Origin of the sequence: Chryseobacterium lathyri (assembly GCF_003290185.1) — a bacterium.
Classification (GTDB): Bacteria; Bacteroidota; Bacteroidia; order Flavobacteriales; family Weeksellaceae; genus Chryseobacterium; species Chryseobacterium lathyri.
Genome location: NZ_QNFY01000009.1, coordinates 170,101 through 193,970, shown reverse-complemented (window position 1 = coordinate 193,970; position 23,870 = coordinate 170,101). Strand labels below are relative to the sequence as shown.

Below are 23,870 nucleotides of genomic sequence, written 5' to 3'. Positions count from 1 at the left end.
TATATTTTTTATGGATGCAGGCAATTTTCCTTTATTTTCCATTGTTTGTATTTTTCCTTCATGCAGTGTCCACATGGCCGGTAATTATTTTCTAATGCTTCTTTTTCAGATTTAAAAAAGACCCTGTTTTCCTGTTTCATCTTTTTACCAGAGGAGCAGTGGAGTAGCCCGTAAATTTTTAGTTTGCGGTTCCCTCCGAATTTAATTTTCCCGCTTCTGATCTGGCTCCTTAAGGCATTGGGTGAGAGTTCAATATGCTGTTTCATTTGTTAACTGACGGCATCATGAAAAATAATTCCCAATGTACAGCGGTTACCTTCTTTTATCTCACTTACACCATGCTTCATATTTACTCTGTAATATCCTTTAGTTCCTTTTTCAGGTTTAAAATGGGTGGTGAAAATCAACATGTCGCCTTTCTTTGGATTAATAACTATGGCTTTGGACTGTGCTCTGGGAATCTGCTGGGTAAGTACAAACTCTCCGCCTGTGAAATCTTTTTCAGGTTCACTCAACATCAAAACGAGCTGAATTGGAAAGTATATATCTCCATAAAGGTCCTGATGTAGAGTGTTAAAACCTCCTTTCCCGTATTTTAAGATTAATGGAGTCGCTTTCCGCTGGCCGTTATCATAACATTGTTGCAGTAAGGTTGTGTGATCCAATGGAAAATCAATATCTATCTTCAATGCCTTAAACCATGCATTAGCAACAGGAACAAGATGCGGATATATATTTGTTCTTATGGCTTGAATAAGATCAGGCAGCGGATAATTGAAGTATTTATATTCGCCCAGCCCAAACCGGTGACGGGCCATTACAACTGTTTTACGATATAAAGTCGGGTTATCATAGTCTGATTTTAATGCTTCGCATTCATTGTCTGATAGCAAACCGGATATTATGGCATATCCATTTTGATACATATTTTCAGTGATCATTTGCCAGTCTGTATTTTCAATTTTCTGGATGATGTTATTCATTATTTTACATTTATAATGCAAATTTCTGAAGCTGATTGCTTTTATAAAATCCGAAACATGTTGTTTTTATGGGCAGGATAAATCAAATGAATTGTTTAAATAAAATTTGACTTTTCCTTTTATTGTCTCGAAAGTAGTATTACTTCTACAAAATGTTTTATTTAATTCTACAATATATTTTTTACCGGAACAGATCTGAAGCTTACTTTTGTATCGCTCAATAGCCAGAAAACTGGTTAAAGAGTCTATTTATGTTTTTAATGATCTCCGCCTTCATTTTCTACTTTTTTTGAATGTTTTTATGATTAATACATAACAGCCTTCCGGCGGAGATCTTTTTTAATAACGGGCCTTAATTTTTCATTAGGATATAATAATGATTAATGTATATATATTCTAACTAAAAAGAGAACTGCATCTGTAGTTCTCTTTTATCATTTTTAAATAGGTATACTGTTTTTAGATTAACTTGGTACAGTGAAACCTAAAGTTTATTTTTATATTATTTCATTATAAATTCCGGGCCTATGGAAACCATTATTATTACAGAAAAGAAAAAATCAATAGTAACTGATTCCATAATACTCATCATATTCTGCGCAGTCCCCTTATTTTTTCTTATCAAATGGCTGATTTTAGCAGAAGAAGGGAGAATATTTATCATTTTTTTAATCATAGTAACCCTGTTTCTGCCTGTAGTGGTTATTTCCGGCTATATTTGGGATGTAAAGCAGAAAATAATGATATCCAAAGATGGGATAAGGCTTTGCTACGGGCGAAATTTTGTTGACATTATGCATTTTGAAGGAAGTTTTTCCATACCTCCTGATAATGAAATTCTCTGGACAGAAATAACAGGATTTCAGATTGATGCCTACGAACGTAGGGAACCGACTGAAGGTGGCGGTTATACTACTTTAACGAAGTACAGCCTTATGGTTAAGATGAAGAATAAGGAAAGAGGGCCATTTGATTTTGAAAGGTCCAGAAGAAATTATTACTCTATCGGGCTGGGGAAATTTGAAGAACATCCCAATACAATACTTAAAATTTGTGAAGATTATCAACGAAAGATCGAAAATAATGAATTGCATTAAAATAAAAATCCTGCTTAAAAAAGCAGGATTTATTATTATTATTATTATTAGTTAATATTTACTGAGCCAATTGACTGTAAGGAGTAAGCTTGTTATCATCAGACATGGTCTGTTCCAAAAACTCTTTTTTCTGGCCACCTTTCATTCTTCCTGCGGCATCACTGGCACCGAAATAGGCTTCGCTTAGTTTTGTACTGATTTCTGCCGGCTTGAAATCGAATTTTGTATCCCCTTCCACACCAAGATATCCGTTCTTTCTTGTAAGGTTTGAGATATAATTGTTGTAGTTGATGAATGTATTTCTTAAATATTGTGTATGGTATTCCATACATTTTTTAGCTTTTTTGGATGAATTGTTAAGAATACAGTTCTTCATATTATTTCTGTACAGGAACCATTCGGATTCCAAAATACCATATTCTTTTCCTAAAGCAGTCTTTCCGTTGGTAACGATATTGTTATTCCCTTCCTTATCAGCAATAGCCTGCAGGTGCTTGATTACCAATGGAACGGTGTTTTCGATCTTCGTTTTGGTTTCCTTTAAGATACTGAGATCTGCAGCCGGAGAATTTTTCTTTTGAGCTGTAGTAACATTAAAAATAAGCAGTAATAGTACAATCAATAAGTTATATCTTTTCATGAGAAATTTTTAAAGCACTAAAATAAATATATTTTCTCACTTTAAACAAATACATTTTAATTTTATTTAATAAAAATTAACAAGTTTTAAGAATTTGGGGCTTAATATTAAGTTTTTATGCATATTAAACAGGCAATAAATAAGGTATATTAAAAATTTAACATATTTTAATATAAATTACTGTTCTGATTATCAATTGATTACATTGTTTTGTTTTTTATCACTAGAAAATTAGTTGTTAGATTCAATTTTATTTCTACATTTGTATAACTAATTTCTTAGTGATATAGAATTTATAAAAAAGATCTATCACTTAATTGATAAATGAAAAGGATATGAAAATTCAGAATTTGACAAAAGCAGAAGAACAGGTGATGCAGTATTTATGGAAACTCGAGAAAGGATTCCTGAAAGATATTCTGGATCTTTTTCCGGAACCGAAGCCCCATACCAATACTGTTTCTACCATTTTAAAAGTACTGAAGGACAAAGAATTTGTAGATTATCATGTATATGGCAGGCAGCATGAATATTTCCCGTTAATTACCAAAGAACAGTATTCCGGGAAAACTATGAAAAGTCTTGTGAAAAATTATTTCAAAGGCTCTTATAAAAGCGCCGTTTCCTTCCTTGTAGAAAAGAATGAGATGAGCGTGGAAGACCTGGAAATGCTTCTGAACGAACTCAAAAAGAAAAACTAACTGATCATGGAAACTGTGTTTTTATACTTGGGAAAAGTAATTGTATGCTCCGGTGTAATGTTTTTATATTACCAGTTGTCTTTAAAAGACAAGACATTTCATCATTATAACAGATTTTATCTCCTGTTTGCAATGGTCGTATCCCTGTTGCTGCCCCTGATCAGGGTAGATGACTTTACAATAGAAGTGAATAATGATATGTATATGCTTCTTGACAAAATACAGAATTTTAATACTGATAAAAACATAGACAATGGCCACATTTATTTTAGAATTATTTTTTCAGCTTTGGGACTGGTTTCTCTCTATTTTTTAGGGAAGTTAATTTTCGGGGTCCTCAAGATCCAGAAGCTTAAAAATCAGTTTCAAAAAGAAAGTTTTGACGGGATCAATTTTTACCGTACAAACCTGACAGAAGCTCCGTTTTCATATTTTAAAAATCTTTTCTGGAAAAATACCATCACATTGGATTCCGATGTAGGAGAACAGATTTTAAAACATGAAATGGTTCATATTGAGCAGAAACATTCCTTCGATAAAATCTTTATTGAGATTATTACCTCTGTTTTCTGGTTCAATCCGTTTTTTCATATCATTAAAAAAGAGATCAGCCTGATCCACGAATACCTGGCCGATAAAAAGGCCGTAAAACAATCGGATACCAAAGCATTTGCGCAGATGCTTTTAGCAAGCCACTTTTCCGGAACACAGTTGCCTGCTGCCAGTCCGTTTCTAAGTTCAAATCTAAAAAAACGACTCAAAATGTTACAAAAACCAAAAACCAAATTCGGATATGCGCGGAGAATTTTTGCATTACCGGTTTTATTTTCAGTAGCTTTTGCCTATATGGTAAATGCCAAGAACAAAGAGATTAAAGAAACGAATATAGTGATTAAGGAAGCAGTTTCTCAGATTAAAAGAGATACCATTACCCCACAGCAAACTGAAAAAAGAGAAATCATAAGTCCGAAATTCTTCAAAGAATCTTCAAGTAAGAAAGAAATAGCAGAACTCGGAAAGAAAATCGAAGAAAAAAGTAAAGCTTTAAAAAATCTGAAGCCGGAAAGTAAAGAATTTCAGCAGAAGGTGGATGAGATTGGTGAACTTTCAGGAGAAATAGGAAGAATTACCAATTCTGATGATTTTAAAATGGCTTTTACCATTCCTGGTACAGAATCAAAAAGAATAAATGATTTCTTCAAATCTGATGAATGGAAAAACAGGACTAAAGCTCTTGAAGATCTTGGTGTGGAAATGCCTGATCTTTCTGATCTGGATATCGACTTTCCGGATGTTCCGGTACCCCCTTCAGCTCCGAATGCTCCGAGAGTAAGAGTCATGAAGTTTCAGAATTGGGACTCAGGGGATACAAAAGTATCAAGGAAAGCCATCAGAGAAAGAAAAGCGGCCAGCAAAAGAGCAGAAAAAGCGAGAATCGAAGCCATGAAGTTAAGTGAAAAGGCCAGAGAAATGGGAGAGAAAGCCAGAATTGAAGGGATGAAAGCCGGAGAGATGGGAAGAATACAGGGTGAAGCAGTCAGAATAGCTGGAGAGCAGATCAGAATAGCCGGTGAAAGGGCAAGGCTTGAAGGAGAAAAAGCAAGAAAAGCAGGTGAAAAAGTCCGATTGGAGGCATTAAAAAGAATTTCGGAAGGAGCCAAAGGAAATGTCTATTTTTATAAAAGCACGAATACTGATAAGCCAGGTTCAGTAAACAGAACTATGGAGCTGGAAGCAGATTACATTAAGAAAGATGCCAACGGAATGATTGCCATGAATGGCGTGAAAAAGTTCAGGGTGAATGGCTTGGATGATACTAAGATTTTCCTGGATGGGAGAGAGATCACCAAAAGTGAAATGGATGCAATAAAACCTGAAAATATCGCAAGTGTTACCATTAATAAAGAAAATGGAGCGAATATTAGACGTGGCGAAATAAGAATTCAGACAAAGAAATAAGTACCATTAGCTTTGTCAATGCTATATTGGCAGAGCTTTTTTATTATTAAATTCAAATGTATGATGAAAACTAAAATTTTATTTTTTTTACTTCTGGGCATACTATCCCAGGCCCAGACCAACAGGTTTTTTTATGAATACAAATTTATTCCCGATTCCAATAATAAAGAAGATGTGAAAAAGGAAATGATGCTTCTGGATATCAGTAAAACCGGATCGTCCTATTACAGCCACGACAAATTTGTTTCAGATTCTACTTCTGCGGCAGAGGTCCAGAAACAGATAAGCTCAGGCAGCGGTAATATTAGCATCAACAGAAGAGAAAAGCCCGGCCAGGTATCTTATAAAGTAACAAAAAGCTACCCCGATTTCAAAACTTATCTTTTCACAACGGTCAGTACGGACAAATATAAGATATTGGAAGATAAAAAGCCAGAATGGAAAATTCTTCCGGATAAACAAAAAATTGGGGAATATAATACTCAGAAAGCTGTTACAAGCTATGGCGGAAGAGAATGGACCGCATGGTTTTCATCAGATATTCCTTTTCAGGACGGGCCTTATAAATTCTACGGTCTTCCGGGTCTTATCGTAAAGATGGAAGATGCAACAGGTTCACACATCATGACACTGGCAGGAAATAAAACAATACAGAATCCTGCAGAGGAAAAGGAAGCCCAACTGCCTGGTAATGTCAGAATATTGGGAATGGGTGGAAAAGAACTGGAAATCACAAAAGAACAGTACAAAAAAGTATGGAAAGCCTATGTAAATGATCCCACCAAGAATATGAGAGAAATGTTGATGAGAAGTGTGGGTGACTCAAATGCAAAAGTGGCATTTAAAATGAAAACCCCGGACGGAAAAGAGTTGTCAGACCCCAACCAGGTCTTCAAGGAAATGGAAAAAAGAACTAAAGAAACACTTCAGAAAAATAACAACCCGATCGAACCTGATCTGGTGAAGTAATCTACATAATTTTTTAATAGAGAACAGGATAGTTATTAATGACTATTCTGTTTTTTTGTTATTGTCCGTATCTTTAAACCCTAAACCTTGAATCTAAATACTATGACAGAAAAGGAAAAATGCGAGGCCGGACTTCTATATAATGCCAATTATGACGAACAGCTGATCAGTGAACGTATGACATGCAAAGACCTGTGCCTGGAGTATAACCAGCTGAAAAATTCCGACACCCGGAACAGAAACGAACAGATCAAAAGAATTCTAGGAAGTACAAAAGAGCATATTTGTATTGAACCCAATTTCTGGTGCGATTACGGCTATAATATTGAAGTGGGAGAGAATTTTTACGCCAACCATAACCTGACTATTCTGGACTGTGCAAAGGTGAAGTTCGGGAACAATGTTTTTATCGGCCCGAATTGCAGCTTCTACACCGCAGGACACCCGCTGGATGCAAAACAGCGAAATGAAGGCCTGGAATATGCCCATCCGATTACCGTAGGAGATAATGTGTGGCTGGGAGGAAACGTCGTGGTTCTGCCCGGAGTTTCTATCGGAAATAATGCAGTAATAGGTGCGGGAAGTGTTGTGACCAAAAATATTCCTGATTATGCGGTTGCTGTGGGAAATCCATGTAAGGTTATTAAAAATGTTGAAGAAAATTTAAAATCATATTAATCATTATCATGAAAAAAGTAATCACCTTATTCATTCTCCTATTAACCTTTTCAGTCGGTGCTCAGAATCAAAGATTCATTTATGAGTATAAGTTTAGCATTGATTCTACAGCAAAAGATGTCCAGGAGACTGAAATAATGTTTCTGGATGTTATTCCGAAAGGATCTAAGTTTTACAGTAAAGATGTATCTGAATCAGATTCTATCTGGGCAGCTGCTATGGATATACATGTTAAGCGTGGAATAGAAATGGATTTTTCAAAAATTAAGTTCAAAGGTAAAATTCGTTATAGTGTTGAAAAGTCATATCCTGATTATTCGGTAAATTTTTTCAATTCTCTGGGGATTGATATGTATATGGTAGAGGAGGGAAGAAAGCAAGAATGGAAAATTCTTCCTGACAAAGCAAAGATCGGAGAACTGGCTGTTCAAAAAGCTGTTTGCGAATTTGTTGGCAGAAAATGGATTGCATGGTTTACCACAGAGGTACTCATTCAGGACGGACCCTATAAATTCTATGGGCTTCCCGGATTAATTGTAAAGTTAGAGGATTCCAGTCAGACGCATTCATTCGAACTAAAAGGAATTAAAAAGCTTCCGGAAGGAGATGAATGGAAGAGTTCCAGAGAGAATAAGCATGGTCTTGACCCCCTTATTAAATTGAATGAAACAAAATATAAACAAGCTTTTAAAGACTACTGTAAAGATCCAATGAAAAGTGAAAAGCTGATGCAGGCACAAAGCCGTGATGTTTTGGAAATTGATGATTCGGGAAAATTGGTAAAAACTTCTAATGCGAAGAGAAATGATAGAGAAACGCAATTGATTAATCAAATTAAAAAGGAAAATAATATTCTGGAACTTGATCTGTTGAAATAAAAGAAAATCCCGGAACGAAAGTTTCGGGATTTTATATCTGAAAATTGTTGCCAATTATTAAGCTAATTTTTGAGAATCTGCTACAAACTGAGCCAATCCGCTGTCTGTTAAAGGATGCTTCAACAAGCTCAAGATTGGAGGAAGTGGAGACGTGATCACATCTGCTCCGATTTTAGCACAGTCGATGATGTGCATAGAGTGACGGATAGATGCTGCCAGAATTTCAGTGTCATACATATAATTATCAAAAATTAATCTGATTTCCTGGATAAGGTTTAATCCGTCCGTTGAGATATCATCTAATCTTCCCAGGAAAGGAGAAACATAAGTAGCCCCTGCTTTAGCGGCTAAAAGAGCCTGCCCTGCAGAGAAAATAAGCGTACAGTTTGTCTTGATTCCTTTATCGGAAAAATATTTTAAAGCTTTGATTCCGTCCTTGATCATTGGGATCTTTACCACAATATTCGGGTGGATAGCGGCCAACTCATCACCTTCCTTGATCATTTCTTCATACGTAGTAGATAATACTTCAGCAGAAATATCTCCGTCTACAAGTTCACAGATCGTTTTGTAATGATTTTTGATCGCTTCATTCCCCTGGATTCCTTCTTTGGCCATTAATGAAGGATTGGTCGTTACCCCATCTAAAATTCCAAGGTCTCTTGCTTCTTTGATCTGCTCTAAATTGGCTGTGTCAATAAAAAATTTCATTTCGTTCGTTTAGATTTATTCATGCAAAGATAATGATTCCCTTTGTGAGTGGAAAATTTTAATTTTGGTAGAAGTTAGAAGTTAGAAGTTAGAAGTTAGAAGTTAGAAGTTAGAAGTTAGAAGTTAGAATAGAAGAGCTGAAGAATGTTTGTAACTTATAATTTATAAACAACCTGAATCTCAGGACCTCGTATCACATATCCCGCAACTCATTTCATATAAAATATTATCTTTGTTAAACATGAAAAACAGCAGTTTTACAGCCGTACTCGAAATTATCGGTATCAATCCTTTTGTTTTTGTTCCTGAAGAGGTCTTAACTGAAATTTTCAGGGCAGCAGGAAAGGATAAAAGCCCTATTCCTGTGAAAGGAACGATAAACGGAAAAGAATTTAGACAGAACCTGATGAGATATCTGGGGGAATGGAGACTATATGTGAATCTTTTAATGCTTAAAAATTCTCCCAAAAGAATAGGTGAAATGATTGAAGTTTCTATTGAATTTGATGATTCAGACCGAACCGTTTCTATTCATCCTAAACTGGATGCAGCCATTAAAGGAAGTGCTGTAGCAACCCGTAATTTTGAAAGCCTGATCCCATCAAGAAGAAACGAACTGATCCGGTATATCAATAATCTGAAAACTGATGCTAGTATCGAAAGGAATATTGAAAAGATCATCAGGCATCTCCATGGGGAAACGGATTTCTTCGGTAAAAAAATTGATTGAAAATAAACTGTTTGAGATCATAAGACCAATAGGAAAAATAAAATCCGGAAAATTTTCCGGATTTTATTTTTTTATTATGAATTTAAAACTTTGCTAAGCTTTACAGCATCCTGATTGGTAGGATCATATTCTATAGACTTGGCAATATGTTCTTTTGCTTTGTTAGGGTCACTTTTCTGTTCTGTAAAAGCAAGATAAAAATAAGCATAAGCCAGGTTTTTCTTATTTTGCTCTACTTCAGCAGGTTTTACAGAGGCAATATACTTTTCATAAGCAATTTTGGCATTGGCATCATCTTTAGCAGACTGATAGGCATAGGCCTGGCTGTAATAAGACGGGGCCCAGTCCGGTAACAAAACAGATATTTTTTTCCATGTTTCAACTGCATTGGTCCAGTCTGAAGCCTCCTGATAAGCTGTAGCTAATTTTGAGAGAGCTTCTGTATCCTTTGGATTGGTTTCAATTTGTTTCTTAAGACCATCGATAGTGGAATTGCTTCCTGTCTGAGCTGTAGCAGCTGTATTCGATGTGTTATTTGCACTATCCACTTTAGTAGTTTGCGCATTGACAAGACTTGCACTTCCTGCAATTATTAAACCTAAAAACAAATTTTTAATATTAATTTTAGCCATTTTCATAATCTTACATTTTTAAAATTCTATTCTTTAAAATTCAATAATAATTCCACAAAAACTTAAATTTTAGAGCCTTTAAGTTTTTTTAGAGAATATTAACGGATAAAATGTTTTTTTTAGCTTAATTTTTGATTCGTCAGGGATTGAGTTATCTTTGTAACTCAACAATTTTTTTAATAATCAATATAATTTCCCTGTATGAATATCATATTAGCATCCACTTCCACACTTTTTGGAGGAGAGTATTTAGAATATTTAAGAGAAGAATTAATTAAACTATATAAAGGAGTTGATGAAATCATTTTTGTTCCTTTTGCCAGACCCGGCGGAATTTCCCATGAGGATTATACGGCAAAGGCACGTTCTTTCTTTGAAACCATCAACATTAAAGTAAAAGGTCTTCACGAATTTGAAAATAAAGCAGAAGCGTTGAATAATGCACAGGGATATTTTACAGGCGGAGGAAATACCTTCTTACTGGTAAAAACACTGCATGAAGAAGGACTGATGTCTGTTCTGAAGAAAAATGTTGAATCAGGAAAAGCCTATCTGGGCTGCAGTGCCGGGAGCAATATCGGAGGTCAGAATATGAAAACCACGAATGACATGCCTATTGTTTATCCGCCAAGTTTCGACTGTATGGGTCTTGTTCCGTTCAATCTCAATCCGCATTATCTGGACCCAAATCCCGATTTAAAGCATAACGGGGAAACAAGAGAAACCAGGATCAGAGAATTCCTTACCCAAAATGATACAAAAGTAATCGGACTTCGTGAAGGAAACTGGATCAGAAGAACCGGAGATAAGATTACAGTAGAGGGCAGTGAAATGACAAGGATCTTTGAAAAAGGCAAAGAACCTTATGAAATAGAGGCGGGCAGTATCCTTTAAGCCATCAAAACTAGCTGTTATTTTTATTATATTTGATCAGGAATTGAATAGTAGGTGCTTTGTGCAGTCTACTATAAGTTTAGATTTATAAAAGCCTTGCAATGAAGAAAACACTTGCAGTTCTTATACTGTCGGTTCAGGTACTGTCTGCCCAGAATATTGCGCAGAAGCTGGATAAAGCCACCAAAGATCTTATGGATTCTTCGGGAGCAGTGTCATCCGGTTTATCATTTTATGTTACCGATGAAAACGGGACATTTATTTACGAATATCAGGGTAGTAAAGGCCTGTCAACAGCTTCTACGCAGAAAATTTTCACTGCCGGTGCAGCTCTTGAAACATTGGGAAAAAATTACACCTATAAAACAACAGTCGGTTATTCCGGAAATGTATCTGCAGGAATTCTGAACGGGGATTTTGTGATCAGTTCCAATGGCGACCCTACTTTGGGGAGCTGGCGATATGATGCCTACAAACCTGAAAACTTTAAAAAGAAGCTTATTGATGCCTTTAAAAGCTCAGGAATTGCAAAGATCTCCGGTAATCTGGTGATTGATGATTCTTATTTTGACCATCAGACGATTCCAGGCGGATGGCCCTGGGATGACCTCGGCAACTATTACGGAGCCGGAGTTTGGGGAATAAACTGGAGAGAAAACCAGTTTGACATCAATATTAACGGGACAGAGTTTAAAGGCTTTTCCTATCCACTTGAACATGTAAAATGGCTCAATGATCTGAAGGCAGGAGGCAGCTCTGATCAGAGTCTTATCTTTACTGCACCACATTCTGATGTAGCCTTAATCAATGGTACGCTGCCAGCAGGGAAAACAGTCACGGTTTCAGGTGCTGTTCCCAATCCGCCGATGCAGCTTGGAGCGGAAGTACAGCAATGGCTTAAAGAGTCAGGCATTGAACTCTCAGGAAAAATAACCACCAGTTCAGAGCTCGAACTGGAAGGGAAAGCAATACCGGGAGCTCCGAAGAATATAATTCTTACCTATGCATCTCCAACTTTGGATAAAATAGTCTATTGGTTTCTCCGAAAAAGTATCAATCTTTATGGGGAAGCTTTAATTAAAACTTTAGGAAAAGAAAAGAACGGCAATTCCAGTTTTAAGAACGGGGTTGCTTATTTAAAAGAATTCTGGAAATCTAAAGGAATCAATCCGAATATGATCAATTTTGCCGATGGAAGCGGACTTTCCCCGCAAAATTATGTTGCCGCCAAAGCTGAAGTTCAGGCCTTGCTATATGCAAAGAAACAGAGCTGGTTTGATGCTTATTACGATGGCTTTCCTGTTCAGGATAATGGAATGAAGATGAAAAGCGGAACAATGAGGGATACCAAATCTTTTGCAGGATATCATACAGCCAAAGACGGAAAAAAATATGTATTTTCAATCATTATTAATAACTATCAGGGAAGTGGAAATACAGAACTGCAGAAAATTCTGAATGTCTTAAAATAAAAACAGCTTGAGGAAATCCATACTTACCAGACTGAATAACTGGATTATATTTTTACTGATGACTTTAGTAGTTGTCACTATCGTGGTGGCCTCAACAGTTCTTATTAATTTTCTCAGGAAAGAGGAAATCAAGCGTGTAGATATCCTGGTAAGTGCGCTGAAATTCCAGCAGGAAGTAACTCCCAGCCTGGAAGTTCAGGAGCTGATTCTCAAAATATACAGTTCTAATAACACGATTCCAATGATTGTGCTGGATAGGGATGACCGACCTATGGTTCATAAAAATATTCCGCAGGAAATAGAGAATGATCCGGTTCAGATAACTCTTCTGGCCAAAAAAATGGCAAAAAGCTATCCGCCTATTGAAATAAAAATACCTGACGGAAATAATCAGTTTGTTTATTATGATAACTCACGGTTGCTTAATGATTTAAGATATTCTCCTTTTATACTGGGCTTTTTTATTTTATGCTATTTTCTGTTTTCATTCTGGTTCCTCCGAACGATTAAGAAAACAGATGAAGGGTATCTCTGGGCCGGACTGGCCAAAGAAACTGCCCATCAGATCGGAACCCCTTTATCATCTATGATTGGTTGGATGGAAATTATGAAACTGGATAATCCGGAGTCTGAAGGGGTATACGAAATTGAGAAAGATATTGAAAGGCTGAGGACTATTTCCGAGCGTTTTTCTAAAATAGGATCCGTTCCTGAGCTGAATGATATGAATTTCAATGAGACGATTGTGGAGAATTATAATTACCTAAAAACAAGGATCTCTAAGAAAATAAATTTCAGCCTGCATCTTCCGACCTATACTATTCTTATTCCTCACAATAAGATCCTGATGAGCTGGGTCATCGAAAATCTGGTGAAAAATGCAGTAGATGCTATGAAAGGAGAAGGCACATTGGAGATGTACGTTTTTGAAAGAAATAAAAATATCCTGATCGAGGTTAAAGATTCCGGAAGCGGAATGACAAAACAGCAGGCAAGAAACGCTTTTAAACCAGGTTATTCCACTAAAAAAAGAGGTTGGGGGCTGGGACTTTCACTGGCGAGAAGAGTTATTCACGAATATCATAAAGGTGATATTAAAATTTCCCAAACTGAAGTAGGAAAGGGAACTACATTCAGAATAACAATCAGGAAAGCGTAAATCATAAACTTTATTGCTGAAAAATGGCAGTTTTAGCAACAGTCTTTATTTTCGAACTTTCAACCTTTTTCTTTTTCCCAAACAGAATAGAACGAATGTTCAATGGTTTTATAGTATTAAAATGAAGACATGGATTCGCTAAAAAATTTATTACAACAAGATAGTTGAATACTTAGTAATTACAAAACAATAAATGTATTGTTCAGGCATTCCAACATTAAGGTTAATCATTTAAGGCTTTCATCCATATATTAAAGTTTTCTTCTGATGAAATGTTATATTTTTTTCGGATTCTGTATTTTCTTAATTGTACTGCTGCAACAGAAACAAAAGTAAAATGAGAGATTTCTTTCGTGGAAAAATTAAGAAATGCAAGTGCACAGAAGTAGAGTTCCGAATTGCGGATTTTTGGATTTATTTCTTTTAAGTTTTTCACAAAATTGGGATAGAGTTCTTCAAATAATATTAAAAATTCAGGGCTGTTATTTTTAGCTAGAGAAAATAATTCATTGAATTGATTTTCGTTGGCCTTTTTGCTAATACTTATTTTTTCCGATTCTAATCTTTGCTTTTCCTTAATTAAAATATCTTTTTGAAGGACAAGCTTTAACTTCTTTTTCTTCATCTTTTTGTTTCTGGAATAAAAGTAGATCAGAAAAATAAGAAGAATGAGAAAAGTTCCACTAGCAATGAAAGCAACTTTTATAGCCCTTTCTTTTGCAATTCTGTCTTCTCCTTTTTTTTCATCCAATATTAAATCAACTGCTTTTAAAAGCCCCTTATTGTTTACCTTATTATATTGAGCGTAATCTTTTTGATATTCAGTATAATATTTTTCCCTGTTTTTCTCATCGCCTAAGGCTTCGTAAATACGGTAGATATTTTCTTTTATTGACATTGCACATTCAATATCAACTACTTTAAACTTATTCATATCTTCCAAGGATTTTCTATAGCTATCCAAAGCCTTTAAATATTTTCCTGATAGATAGTAATAGTCTCCTAAAGCCCATAGAAGATTGTATTGACTAGATTGATTTTTTTTGCTTTTATATTCATCAAAAGCTTTCTGTAGATAAATGAATGAAGAATCCCATTGTTGGGTTTTCATTAATATATCAGCTTTCTGGATGTAAGTATCTATAGGTTTGGGATCAGAGATTTCGTTATTTAACTTAATTGTTTTATCTATAAATTGATTGGCTTTTTCGTAATCTTCTTTACGTTCATAATAGTTTGCTAAATACGCAAATGTCCTAGCTTTTATTTCTTTTGATTTGTTTGAGTTTTCAGTTAAAAGGATTGATAAATTTTTATTAGCTGTTTCCAATTCAAGTTCTTCCAATCCTAATGCAGCAAAGTTTATTATTTTGATTTCATTTAGTCTAGCTTGTTGCACTTTACTTTTCTTAGGCAATATTTTATCGGCTTTTGAAGCATACTGCAAGCTTTTATCATTTAAGTTTAAAGTGTAAAGATTATCAGCTATTTCAAGGTAGCATTTATAAATAAGCTCATTGTTGTTTATTTTTTCAGCAATACTGACAGCTTGTCTAGTATAAGAAAGAACTTTGAGCATATCTTTAAACTTATACTCTGAAGACAATTGAAGTAAAGAATCTATTTTTTTTACTTCTTTACTCTGAGAATACCCCATAAACGAGAAAAGGAAAAAAAACATAAAAATAGACTTCATAAATTGAAAATATTTGATTAGGCTAACATTTGTGAAACACAAAGGTATAATTTTTTTGGTAATATTCATGTAACATTTGTGTAATGGAATGGTTTTAATGTATTGTATATGAGTGTGTTATAAAATGTAATAACTTTGTAACATGTCTATTTTTTGTAATATAATATCATGAAGGGATATTTGCCCTACAATTTTAAAAAAAACAAATGATGAGAAAAAAAGGCATAAAAACAGGGAATATCTTTCCTCAGAATAGTAAACAATTACTGTTCATGTTTTTGTGTCTTTTCTTTTGTTTTTCTATCTACTCAAATTCAAATTGAAGAAGAATACGAATTTTTTTTATCAGATAGTATACACTTGTATACAAACCCTTTTACTTGCACAACAGGGAATATAGATTCTGTTTACATCTTAAAAGAAACAATTGTTTCAAACATTTTGGAAGTAGAACTTATATACAATGAAAACTGAACTATGTGACAGTATATGAAAATTAAAAAAGTACACAACGTTTACTAACTTAAAATCAAAAATACAATGAAAAAAAATGTATTAACATTAGTTGCCCTGTTGGTTTCAGCAGTGGCTTTTTCTCAAGTGGGTATCAACACTGCCAACCCCCAAGGAGTTTTCAATATTGATGGGGGTAAAGACAACAACACTACAGGAGTTCCAACTGCGACACAACAAGCCAATGATATCGTAGTGACCACTTCAGGACAATTAGGAATAGGTACTACCCAGCCAAGGGCAAAACTCCATGTAGCAGCAGGGACTGCCATACAGATAGATCCGGAAATCCGTTTAGGTGGAACCGCTACCTCCGATGGTAATGCTGGTAATGCTGGAGATGTAATTACTTCACAAGGACCGGGTATGCCAGCAAAATGGGCTACCATTGGAGGTAGCGCTCCTTTGGTTGTTGCTAATAATGGCAATTATATCTTAGATGCTAGCTATAATGCCCTTCTTACTGATGATATTATTTTAATGAAACCTACCGCCGTTGATGTTACTCTAAACTTTCCAGCTGGAGCACCTATAGGAAAAAAATATTACATCTCAAACCAAGGAACTAGAATGGTTTTAACACCTCAAGTAGCTGTAAAAGAAACTGCTACACAACATATAACTGCAGGAGCTGGATATACTATAATGTATTTAGGGCCTATAGGTGGATGGTCAAACCAGTCTGCTTTTTAAGAATAATCCCCCGGACTGAGCCCCGAAGTATTCAACGGAAGAGAGTTTATTATTAGTTTTATGAGAACTATCCATTTTTTCAAACTTCTCTCACTTCCTCCCCAGGCAAAGCCTAAGGAGTATTCTCTTTAAATATAAAACTCACAAATTATTAATTAAATTATTTCAAATGATGAAAAATATAATCTTTCGTGTGTCCATAGGGGCCGCACTATTCACGTTTCATACAGCTACAGCACAAGTTCGGTTTACGAATAGAGATGCTAATAGTTCCTCTATTAATAGCTCCGCATTTATAGATGCCTCATCCGCCGTTAACAACAATGCTACCTCCAATGTAGGGAAAGGATTGCTCTACCCCAGAACAGATCTTAGTACATTTACTGCCTTTGGCGGTAGTCCTGTGGGGATTCCCAATTCCTACCCTACATTCTATGACGGTTTCGTGGTATACAACACCAAAGTTGGTGATACAGCAGGAGTAGGAGCTACTCAAGGTACGCTTACTGCCGGCTTTTGGTATTATGATAACAAATCTAAAACCATTAATGGTGGTACTTGGAAACCTCTTGGAGAAAATCCAGGCAATACTTCTGATACCAGCATTTACAATGCCAATGGGACTTTAAACAGCAACAGAACAGTTGGATTAGGTGGTAAAATTTTAAATTTCGAAGGACCCGATCCAATAATAGGTTTCAGATCTACCAGTGCCAATGCTTCTGAAATATTCCTTCACAGAGATAATAACGGAACTAACATTCCAGCTGGACAATATATAGGTAAACTGAACTTCAGTGGTAAAGTGGAAGGTGTCAATAGATATTTGGCCGGTATTAGTTCGGTATATCAAGGAAATGGAACAACACAAGATTCAGAATTACGTTTTTCTGTGAACGGAGAAAGTAACAATCAACTGTCGCTTGACAATCAAAGATTATTTGCAAATACAAGGATAGGTATAAAAACATCTTCACCTACAGAAGAGCTAGATGTGAACGGTAATGTAAGATTTAGAGGAGTTACAGAAACATCTTCCATTGCAGCTACTGACAGATTTATGTTATTAGGTGAATTTGGAGTAGGAAAAAGATTGAGCTTAGCTGATTTAAAAACAGCGATAGGTCCAGATAATAACACCAATATTTACAATGCCAATGGGACTTTAAACAGCAATCGAACTGTTGGATTAAATGGTAAGATTCTAAATTTCGATGGACCTGATCCAATAATAGGTTTCAGATCTACCAGTGCCAATGCTTCCGAAATATTCCTTCACAGAGATAATAACGGAACTAATATTCCTGCTGGCCAATATATAGGTAAATTGAATTTCAGTGGTAAAGTGGGAGGTGTTAATACATATTTAGCCAGTATTCGTGCTGCCTACCAAGGAAACGGAACTACTACAGCCTCGGAATTGCGGTTTTCTGTAGGCGGAGAAACAAGTACTGAACTTATTTTGAATAAAGATGGAAATTTAGGGGTTGGGAATATTACACCCAGCCAGAAGTTAGATGTAGATGGCAATGCGAGATTACGCAATGTTCCTAATGGCAACCTGAATGTCCCGGACCGCTACGTTGCTATAGATGGCAACGGGAATCTAAAGAAAGTAGATATAGATTTACCTGCATTTGGTCTTTATGCACAATCTAACTCAACTGTAACACGATATGCTGACAATGTGGCTAGACCCTTGGTAATAAATGATTATACCCGAATCAATTCTATCTATGTAACAAGAATAAATGGAAATACTTTTAGAGCGGAAAAAGATGGTATTTATACCATTGAAGTATGGGCGTATTACAGCAATATTCCTCCTGCTGATGGTCCTGGTGGGGACGTAACCAGAGGATGCTCAATGAAATTAGATATCCCAAGTGGAGGGGCTGTACAAAAAGTTGGTGACAGATGGGCTGATAATACAGGAACTAATGGATTTACAAGAACAAAACGTTTACAAAATGGGGAGATATTTTCTGTAAGCACCAGATGTATAAGAAATGGTAGCCAAACATATCAAACAGCACCTGGTTCCAGTATTATGGTAACCTATTTACCCTCTAACTAAATTAACTTGTATAGTGTATTATGAATTTTAAGCATATCCATATTGGCACTCTAATCAACAAAGCTGTTACAGAAAGCGGGATAGAAATATCTCGCATCTGTAATTTTTTTAAATGCACAGAGAAGGAAATTGAAGAAATGTATCAGCAAAAAAGCATGGATACAGAACTCTTACTGAAATGGAGTAAACTATTGGAATATGATTTCTTTAGACTTTTTTGCCAACATCTTATTTTGTATGCTCCACCGTCTGCAATCCAGAAGACCGAACATTCTTTAAACAATAAAAAGCCTACACTTCCGCAATTTAGAAAGAACATTTATACTAAAGAGTTGATTGATTTCATACTAGAATTAATTAATACCGGAGTAAAAACAAAACTTCAGATTATGGAAGATTACAGAATACCAAAAACTACCTTATATAAATGGATAAATAAGTACAAAAAATGAATCAATATATAGGTACAAGGTAGGATGGGGGTGGTAAATACAGATTATGACAAAGAAATATGGAAATATAACATTAAAAATATCTGAATTACAATACCAGCTTGATTTTAATTTTTGAAAATGAAAAAGTAGTTGTTATCTTAATTTAGGATTTCTTATTAATTTTTAATTAGATGAAGATTTATAATATAATATAGTAAAAAAACAATAAATTTTTAAAAATACAAATTATGGATAAACCAAACTATCATAAAATATATTCAGATATCATCACTTATAAATATCCTCACAAATTAGATGAGTGTAAGAAAATACTAAGTAAAGATAAATTTTCTGAGTTGGATGTTTTAGATATTAATCAACGAATTTTTGGTGAAAAAAGTAAAAGTGTTTTGCTTGCAAATGCAAGACATCACTCTTTTAATAAATCTACAATTGTCTATATTTTAGATTACCAAAAAAAATGCAATTTGAATAATAGCCAGTTAGCAGTTCATTTTAAACTTAGTAGAAATACCGTTATCAAATGGAAGAAGACATTCCTGGTTTAGTTGTAAGCTACCAAGAAAAAGGCAACAATATTGATTGGTACGATAACTCTGTATGGTCTGAAGAACGCTTGAGATAGTTCGTGAATTCGTTTAAATTTCCGAGTTGCGGTTAACTCAAAATTTCTTTTACCATTTTCTGTGTCATTTACAGTAGTTTTTACAAGTATTTAAATTTGTCTCAAAAATAGTTGCAAGTTCGCACTCATTAAATAATGCTTTGTATAATATTTGAAATTTAATAAAAAATCAATTAATAACATCAATTAAAAACAAATGAAAAAAAGAAATTTATTTTTATTATTTATTCTTTCTATTCTTTCTTCTTGTAGAAATGAAGAGCAGACAGATATGTCTCAAATTGAAATCAGCTCTTTCAATTTAGAAAGGAAATGCTCAAGTTCTGAGGCACTAGAACAGAGATTGAGGTCGTCTCCTGAATTGAAGAATATGTATACTAAAGATCTCCATGAAGAAGAATTAATAGAGAAAAATTTAGAAAGTGGTAAGTTAATAAATAATGAAACGGTAGTAATTCCTGTAATAGTAAATGTTGTATATAGTAATCCTGTCAATAATGTTAGTATTGATAGAATATTGTCTCAAGAGGAAGTACTAAATAATACATTTGCCTCAACAAATTTTGATATTGGAAAGATTCCTAATTTATTCAAGCCTGTGAAAGCTGGAAATATTAAAATTAGATTTACTGTAGTAGATTTTAAGAGAAGAAAAGTGCCAGCGCAAATCTGGCAGGCAGATAAGGATTTAATGAAAACGGAACAATATGGAATAGCGGCTACAAACCCCAACAAATATTTGAATATTTGGGTTGTTGATAATTTAGATCAAAGTTCTACAGGATATTCATCTTTGCCTTTTGAGCATGGAAGATGGTATGATGGTGTTGTGATTCGTGCTGTAAATTTTGGTGTAACTAACAAAAATGCTATGTATGGACTTGGTAGAACAGCCGTTCATGAGGTTGGACACTATCTAGGTTTGAAACATATTTGGGGAGATACTGCGTGTGGAACAGATAACATCAATGACACACCTCAGCAAAAGAATGCTATTTATGGAAACCCTAATTTTCCTTTTTATACATTATGTGGGGGGACTAGAAGAGTAGCAATGACAATGAACTTTATGAATTATGTAGATGACCGGTCTATGTATATGTTTACAAGGGACCAAGGAAATAGGATGGAATATGTAGTGTCGGCTAGAGGGCGTAGAAGTAGTCTTAGAACGAACTAGCTATTTTGTTTACAAAATATTTATTTTGGGAAATTAAATGATGTTACGTCCATTTACTTAAATGTTTTGTGAGCATCTAAATGAAAGCCAATCATAATGGTGATCATTCAGAATCTGACATTAGAGATGCCGTCTCAAAAGGTAAACTAACGCTCTGAGAATTTCCTAAACAACAAAAGCTGTCAGAAGGAGTCCGAGAGAGAGGGGGTAAAAATGCTTTGTTTTTAAATACAAGACATTGTTCTTTTAATTAAAAAAAGTTAAACCCTTCCGATGTGAACCGGTTTCAATAAATAATAAATAAATTTGTAGTTCTTCAGGGTACAAATTGATTCCAATTATTCACCCCAATCTATATTTTGATTAATAATTAAATACTATAAAAAATTATGAAGAAAAGTGTTAAGGCTTTTGCAGTGTTGTTTTTATTCCTGACTAATTTTTTTTATGCACAGGTACGCGATTTTGTTATTGAACCGCCTCTTAGCTCAAAGCTCTATCTGTATAAGACATTCGGGGTTTTTGGAGGTAAAGAATATTCAACCAACGCTCTTTATCTGATCACCAAAAAAGGAGTCGTTCTGTTTGATGTTCCGTGGCAGAAAACCCAGTACCAGAGCCTTATGGATACTATAAAAAAGAGACATAATTTACCGGTGATTGCTGTATTTGCGACACATTCACATGCTGACAGGGCTGGAGACCTTAGCTTTTACAATAATAAAGGAATCAAAACTTATGCTACTGCTAAAACCAACGAATTATTGAAAAAAGAAGGAAAAGCAACTTCAAATAATTTAATAAAAGTAGGAAAGAAATATAAAATAGGAGGAGAAGAATTTATTGTAGACTTTCTGGGTGAAGGCCACACAGCAGATAATGTAGTGGTTTGGTTTCCAAAATATAATGTTCTGGATGGAGGCTGCCTGGTAAAAAGCAGCTCTGCTGTTGATCTTGGCTACACCGGAGAAGCCAATGTAGAGCAATGGCCACTGACGATGAAAAACCTGCAGACTAAATATCCTTCCGGTGCTAAGGTTATTCCCGGCCATGATGAATGGAAAGGCAACGACCATGTGAAGCATACGCTGGAACTGTTAGAAAAGCAAGGCGGTAAATAAGAAATACTAAAAAAGCGGAGAAAATTTCTCCGCTTTTTTTATAACCATTAATTTCTTACTGTATTATTTCTTTCCCGTCAGCCACTGAGTTTGCAGCTTTAGTTCTGCCGGAGTTGGGTTGGCTTTATACTGTAGACTTTCAATCGTCATTTTGTCTAAAATAGCTTTTCCTTTAAGATCCATCTTATCGGTTTTATCACCATTTTTTCTGAGAATAGTAACAGTAACATCCTGTCCTTCCTTAATTGTTTTGGTATATCCTATAAACTCCTGCACCTTCTGAATATCAATTGTTTTTCCATCCAGAGCAACAATTTCGTCAGTGATCTTAAATCCTACGCTCTTTGCAAAAGGAGATAGTGCAGAACTTTCATCAAATACAAAAGTGTTATTTTTATCATTATAGCCTGTCTGATTCGGGTCTTTAATGAACCAGAAAAGGGGAGGTGTGTCCTTCTTTTTTGCTTCTATGCCTACCATATTCAGATATTCGGCATATGGTGTCGGCTGGTTTCCTGCGATATATTTATTATAGAAATCCTTTACCTGCGGATAACCGGTTACTGTTACCAATTCATCAATCAGCTTGTCGTCTTTGAAAGGTTTGTTTTCCCCAAATCTTTGGGACAGCTTTCTGATCATATCACGATAACCCATCTCTCCGTTAGACAGTTTTCTCAGCTCAATATCCAGACACATAGTCAGTAATGTTCCTTTTTCATAAACGTTTCTGTACTGATCTTTGTATTCATCCTTCAGAACATTTTTACTCATGACCGTAAACGGCATCGTATCATCATAATTCTTTGAATTGGTGATCTTTTCATTGATTCTATGAAGAAATTCGTCCTTATTGATCAGACCTTCCTGAATTTGGAAAAGATTGGCAAAATATTCCGTTCCGCCTTCATACATCCATAAATGCTGAGACATTTTGGGATCTGCATAATCAAAATAATGGATCTCTTCAGAATGTGTTTTCAAAGGATTTACGGTATGGAAAAACTCGTGGGAAACCACATCGGTAATTGTTTTATCGATTGCTTCTTTAGGCATCATCTCAGGAAGCACAACACTGGTAGATTCATGGTGCTCCAATGCCCCGAAACCTTTGATCTGCGGTCCCTCGCCTCCCGAAAGATAAAGCATGATCGCATATTTTTTATTGGTATTCATATCCCCCAGGAATTTCTTCTGAGCCAGTACCATTTTTTCAAGATTATCTTTAAAGTCTGCTGCTTTATACTTTCCGGTTGGTGAATAAACGCCCAGCACCAGATCCATACCTCCTGCATTGAAGGTAATATAATCAGGTTTCGTGTACATCAGCGGAGAATCCGTCACTTTAGCATAATTGGCCAGTGTAAACGTATCTGTAGCATCAGACTTATCCTGATCCACTAAAGCTGTTGTTCCATAGAAGCCCGCAGGTTTCTGAACGATAAGCTGGTACGGAACATCCTGCATATTGTCGATATACCCAATGAAGCCATGGGTATTGATCATGTATATCTTACCTTCCTCGATATCGGTTCCTGATGGGGAAAATACAGCTTTATGTTTTGAATTGTCCATTTCATCATCAAAACTGTCATTTACCAGGTAGGTTACCTTGCTAAGATCTTTAGCATTTTTTAATGAGTATGTATTGTCATTAACTTTTGTGTAGGTTAATTCTTTTCCTTTGTTATCATAAAACTTGATCCCTTCCACAAATCTGCCGTAATCATCTACAGAATACGTACCGGGAACGGTTTTAGGGAAATGGAACTTGATATCTCCGGATTTCATTTTCGGAAACTCCATGGTAACGGCTACCTTGTCGTCTTTTACATTCACAAGGTCAATCGTTGTTTTTATAGATTGGGCATTAGCCAAAAAAGCGGCGAAAAGACCCAGACTGATTGCTGTTTTTCTCATTAGGTTTAAATCTTTATAGTTAAATAGTAGTTTATTTGATCATTTTGTTACGGTGTTCAGTATTAAACTTTTCTTAAAATTTTAAAA

The 23,870-nt window shown here is 35.2% G+C and carries 23 protein-coding genes; 16 read left to right on the top strand and 7 right to left on the bottom strand.

What is annotated here, in order from left to right; genetic code table 11:
- Positions 1-8 precede the first annotated feature (8 nt).
- A complete protein-coding gene (locus DRF61_RS14560; protein ID WP_111958288.1) occupies positions 9-266 on the bottom strand; it encodes an Ada metal-binding domain-containing protein in 258 nt (85 codons plus the stop codon).
- A gap of 3 nt (positions 267-269) precedes the next feature.
- On the bottom strand, positions 270-983 hold the full coding sequence (locus DRF61_RS14555) for a 2OG-Fe(II) oxygenase (RefSeq protein WP_111958286.1): 714 nt from the start codon (positions 981-983) through the stop codon (positions 270-272).
- A 527-nt stretch (positions 984-1,510) separates the two neighbouring features.
- Here DRF61_RS14555 and DRF61_RS14550 point away from each other — a divergent pair.
- Complete coding sequence (locus DRF61_RS14550) at positions 1,511-2,080, top strand: hypothetical protein (protein WP_111958284.1); 570 nt, start codon at positions 1,511-1,513, stop codon at positions 2,078-2,080.
- 58 nt (positions 2,081-2,138) lie between these two features.
- Here the strand turns inward: DRF61_RS14550 and DRF61_RS14545 are convergent, their stop codons facing one another.
- Complete coding sequence (locus tag DRF61_RS14545) at positions 2,139-2,720, bottom strand: hypothetical protein (protein WP_111958282.1); 582 nt, start codon at positions 2,718-2,720, stop codon at positions 2,139-2,141.
- Positions 2,721-3,055: 335 nt separating this feature from the next.
- Between DRF61_RS14545 and DRF61_RS14540 the strand changes: the two genes are divergently transcribed.
- From DRF61_RS14540 to DRF61_RS14520, 5 genes are all read left to right on the top strand, one after another.
- On the top strand, positions 3,056-3,421 hold the full coding sequence (locus DRF61_RS14540; RefSeq protein WP_111958406.1) for a BlaI/MecI/CopY family transcriptional regulator: 366 nt from the start codon (positions 3,056-3,058) through the stop codon (positions 3,419-3,421).
- A gap of 6 nt (positions 3,422-3,427) precedes the next feature.
- Positions 3,428-5,380: a M56 family metallopeptidase gene (locus DRF61_RS14535; protein ID WP_111958280.1), complete on the top strand. Its 1,953-nt coding sequence runs from the start codon at positions 3,428-3,430 to the stop codon at positions 5,378-5,380.
- Between the two features lie 60 nt (positions 5,381-5,440).
- Positions 5,441-6,349, top strand: a complete 909-nt coding sequence (locus DRF61_RS14530; RefSeq protein ID WP_228452658.1) for a GLPGLI family protein — start codon at positions 5,441-5,443, stop codon at positions 6,347-6,349.
- Positions 6,350-6,451: 102 nt separating this feature from the next.
- Positions 6,452-7,027, top strand: coding sequence for a sugar O-acetyltransferase (locus DRF61_RS14525; protein ID WP_111958278.1), 576 nt, complete (start codon positions 6,452-6,454; stop codon positions 7,025-7,027).
- An 8-nt stretch (positions 7,028-7,035) separates the two neighbouring features.
- On the top strand, positions 7,036-7,905 hold the full coding sequence (locus tag DRF61_RS14520; protein WP_111958276.1) for a GLPGLI family protein: 870 nt from the start codon (positions 7,036-7,038) through the stop codon (positions 7,903-7,905).
- Positions 7,906-7,962: 57 nt separating this feature from the next.
- Here the strand turns inward: DRF61_RS14520 and fsa are convergent, their stop codons facing one another.
- On the bottom strand, positions 7,963-8,616 hold the full coding sequence (gene fsa, locus DRF61_RS14515; RefSeq protein ID WP_111958274.1) for a fructose-6-phosphate aldolase: 654 nt from the start codon (positions 8,614-8,616) through the stop codon (positions 7,963-7,965).
- Positions 8,617-8,857: 241 nt separating this feature from the next.
- On the opposite strand from fsa, the gene DRF61_RS14510 reads away from it, so the two are divergent.
- Positions 8,858-9,346, top strand: coding sequence for a YdeI/OmpD-associated family protein (locus DRF61_RS14510; RefSeq protein ID WP_111958272.1), 489 nt, complete (start codon positions 8,858-8,860; stop codon positions 9,344-9,346).
- Positions 9,347-9,420: 74 nt separating this feature from the next.
- Here DRF61_RS14510 and DRF61_RS14505 read toward each other — a convergent pair whose 3' ends face one another.
- Complete coding sequence (locus DRF61_RS14505; protein ID WP_111958270.1) at positions 9,421-9,984, bottom strand: tetratricopeptide repeat protein; 564 nt, start codon at positions 9,982-9,984, stop codon at positions 9,421-9,423.
- Positions 9,985-10,179: 195 nt separating this feature from the next.
- Between DRF61_RS14505 and pepE the strand changes: the two genes are divergently transcribed.
- From pepE to DRF61_RS14490, 3 genes are all read left to right on the top strand, one after another.
- Positions 10,180-10,872, top strand: coding sequence for a dipeptidase PepE (gene pepE, locus DRF61_RS14500; RefSeq protein ID WP_111958268.1), 693 nt, complete (start codon positions 10,180-10,182; stop codon positions 10,870-10,872).
- A gap of 101 nt (positions 10,873-10,973) precedes the next feature.
- Positions 10,974-12,344: a D-alanyl-D-alanine carboxypeptidase/D-alanyl-D-alanine endopeptidase gene (dacB, locus tag DRF61_RS14495; protein WP_111958266.1), complete on the top strand. Its 1,371-nt coding sequence runs from the start codon at positions 10,974-10,976 to the stop codon at positions 12,342-12,344.
- Between the two features lie 7 nt (positions 12,345-12,351).
- Positions 12,352-13,503, top strand: coding sequence for a sensor histidine kinase (locus DRF61_RS14490; RefSeq protein ID WP_111958264.1), 1,152 nt, complete (start codon positions 12,352-12,354; stop codon positions 13,501-13,503).
- Positions 13,504-13,726: 223 nt separating this feature from the next.
- Here DRF61_RS14490 and DRF61_RS14485 read toward each other — a convergent pair whose 3' ends face one another.
- Positions 13,727-15,199 carry a tetratricopeptide repeat protein gene (locus DRF61_RS14485; RefSeq protein ID WP_157963387.1) on the bottom strand — a complete coding sequence of 491 codons (1,473 nt, stop codon included), beginning with the start codon at positions 15,197-15,199 and terminating at the stop codon, positions 13,727-13,729.
- A gap of 585 nt (positions 15,200-15,784) precedes the next feature.
- Between DRF61_RS14485 and DRF61_RS14480 the strand changes: the two genes are divergently transcribed.
- The 6 genes from DRF61_RS14480 to blaIND all read left to right on the top strand — a co-directional run bounded on the left by DRF61_RS14480 (position 15,785) and on the right by blaIND (position 21,863).
- The gene (locus DRF61_RS14480; RefSeq protein WP_146897105.1) at positions 15,785-16,405 is read left to right on the top strand and encodes a hypothetical protein; all 621 of its coding nucleotides are present in this window, start codon (positions 15,785-15,787) and stop codon (positions 16,403-16,405) included.
- Positions 16,406-16,574: 169 nt separating this feature from the next.
- Positions 16,575-18,482 (top strand): hypothetical protein, encoded by a 1,908-nt coding sequence (locus DRF61_RS14475; RefSeq protein ID WP_146897108.1) that lies wholly within the window; start codon positions 16,575-16,577, stop codon positions 18,480-18,482.
- Positions 18,483-18,637: 155 nt separating this feature from the next.
- On the top strand, positions 18,638-18,934 hold the full coding sequence (locus DRF61_RS14470; protein ID WP_307724884.1) for a hypothetical protein: 297 nt from the start codon (positions 18,638-18,640) through the stop codon (positions 18,932-18,934).
- Positions 18,935-19,164: 230 nt separating this feature from the next.
- Positions 19,165-19,485 carry a helix-turn-helix domain-containing protein gene (locus DRF61_RS14465; protein ID WP_111958257.1) on the top strand — a complete coding sequence of 107 codons (321 nt, stop codon included), beginning with the start codon at positions 19,165-19,167 and terminating at the stop codon, positions 19,483-19,485.
- A 273-nt stretch (positions 19,486-19,758) separates the two neighbouring features.
- Positions 19,759-20,742, top strand: a complete 984-nt coding sequence (locus DRF61_RS14460) for a M43 family zinc metalloprotease (RefSeq protein ID WP_111958255.1) — start codon at positions 19,759-19,761, stop codon at positions 20,740-20,742.
- 389 nt (positions 20,743-21,131) lie between these two features.
- Entirely contained in the window at positions 21,132-21,863 is a 732-nt protein-coding gene (gene blaIND / locus DRF61_RS14455; RefSeq protein ID WP_111958253.1) for an IND family subclass B1 metallo-beta-lactamase, read from the top strand.
- 63 nt (positions 21,864-21,926) lie between these two features.
- On the opposite strand, the gene DRF61_RS14450 is transcribed toward blaIND, so the two are convergent.
- Positions 21,927-23,783 (bottom strand): M61 family metallopeptidase, encoded by a 1,857-nt coding sequence (locus DRF61_RS14450; RefSeq protein ID WP_111958251.1) that lies wholly within the window; start codon positions 23,781-23,783, stop codon positions 21,927-21,929.
- Positions 23,784-23,870 lie beyond the last annotated feature (87 nt).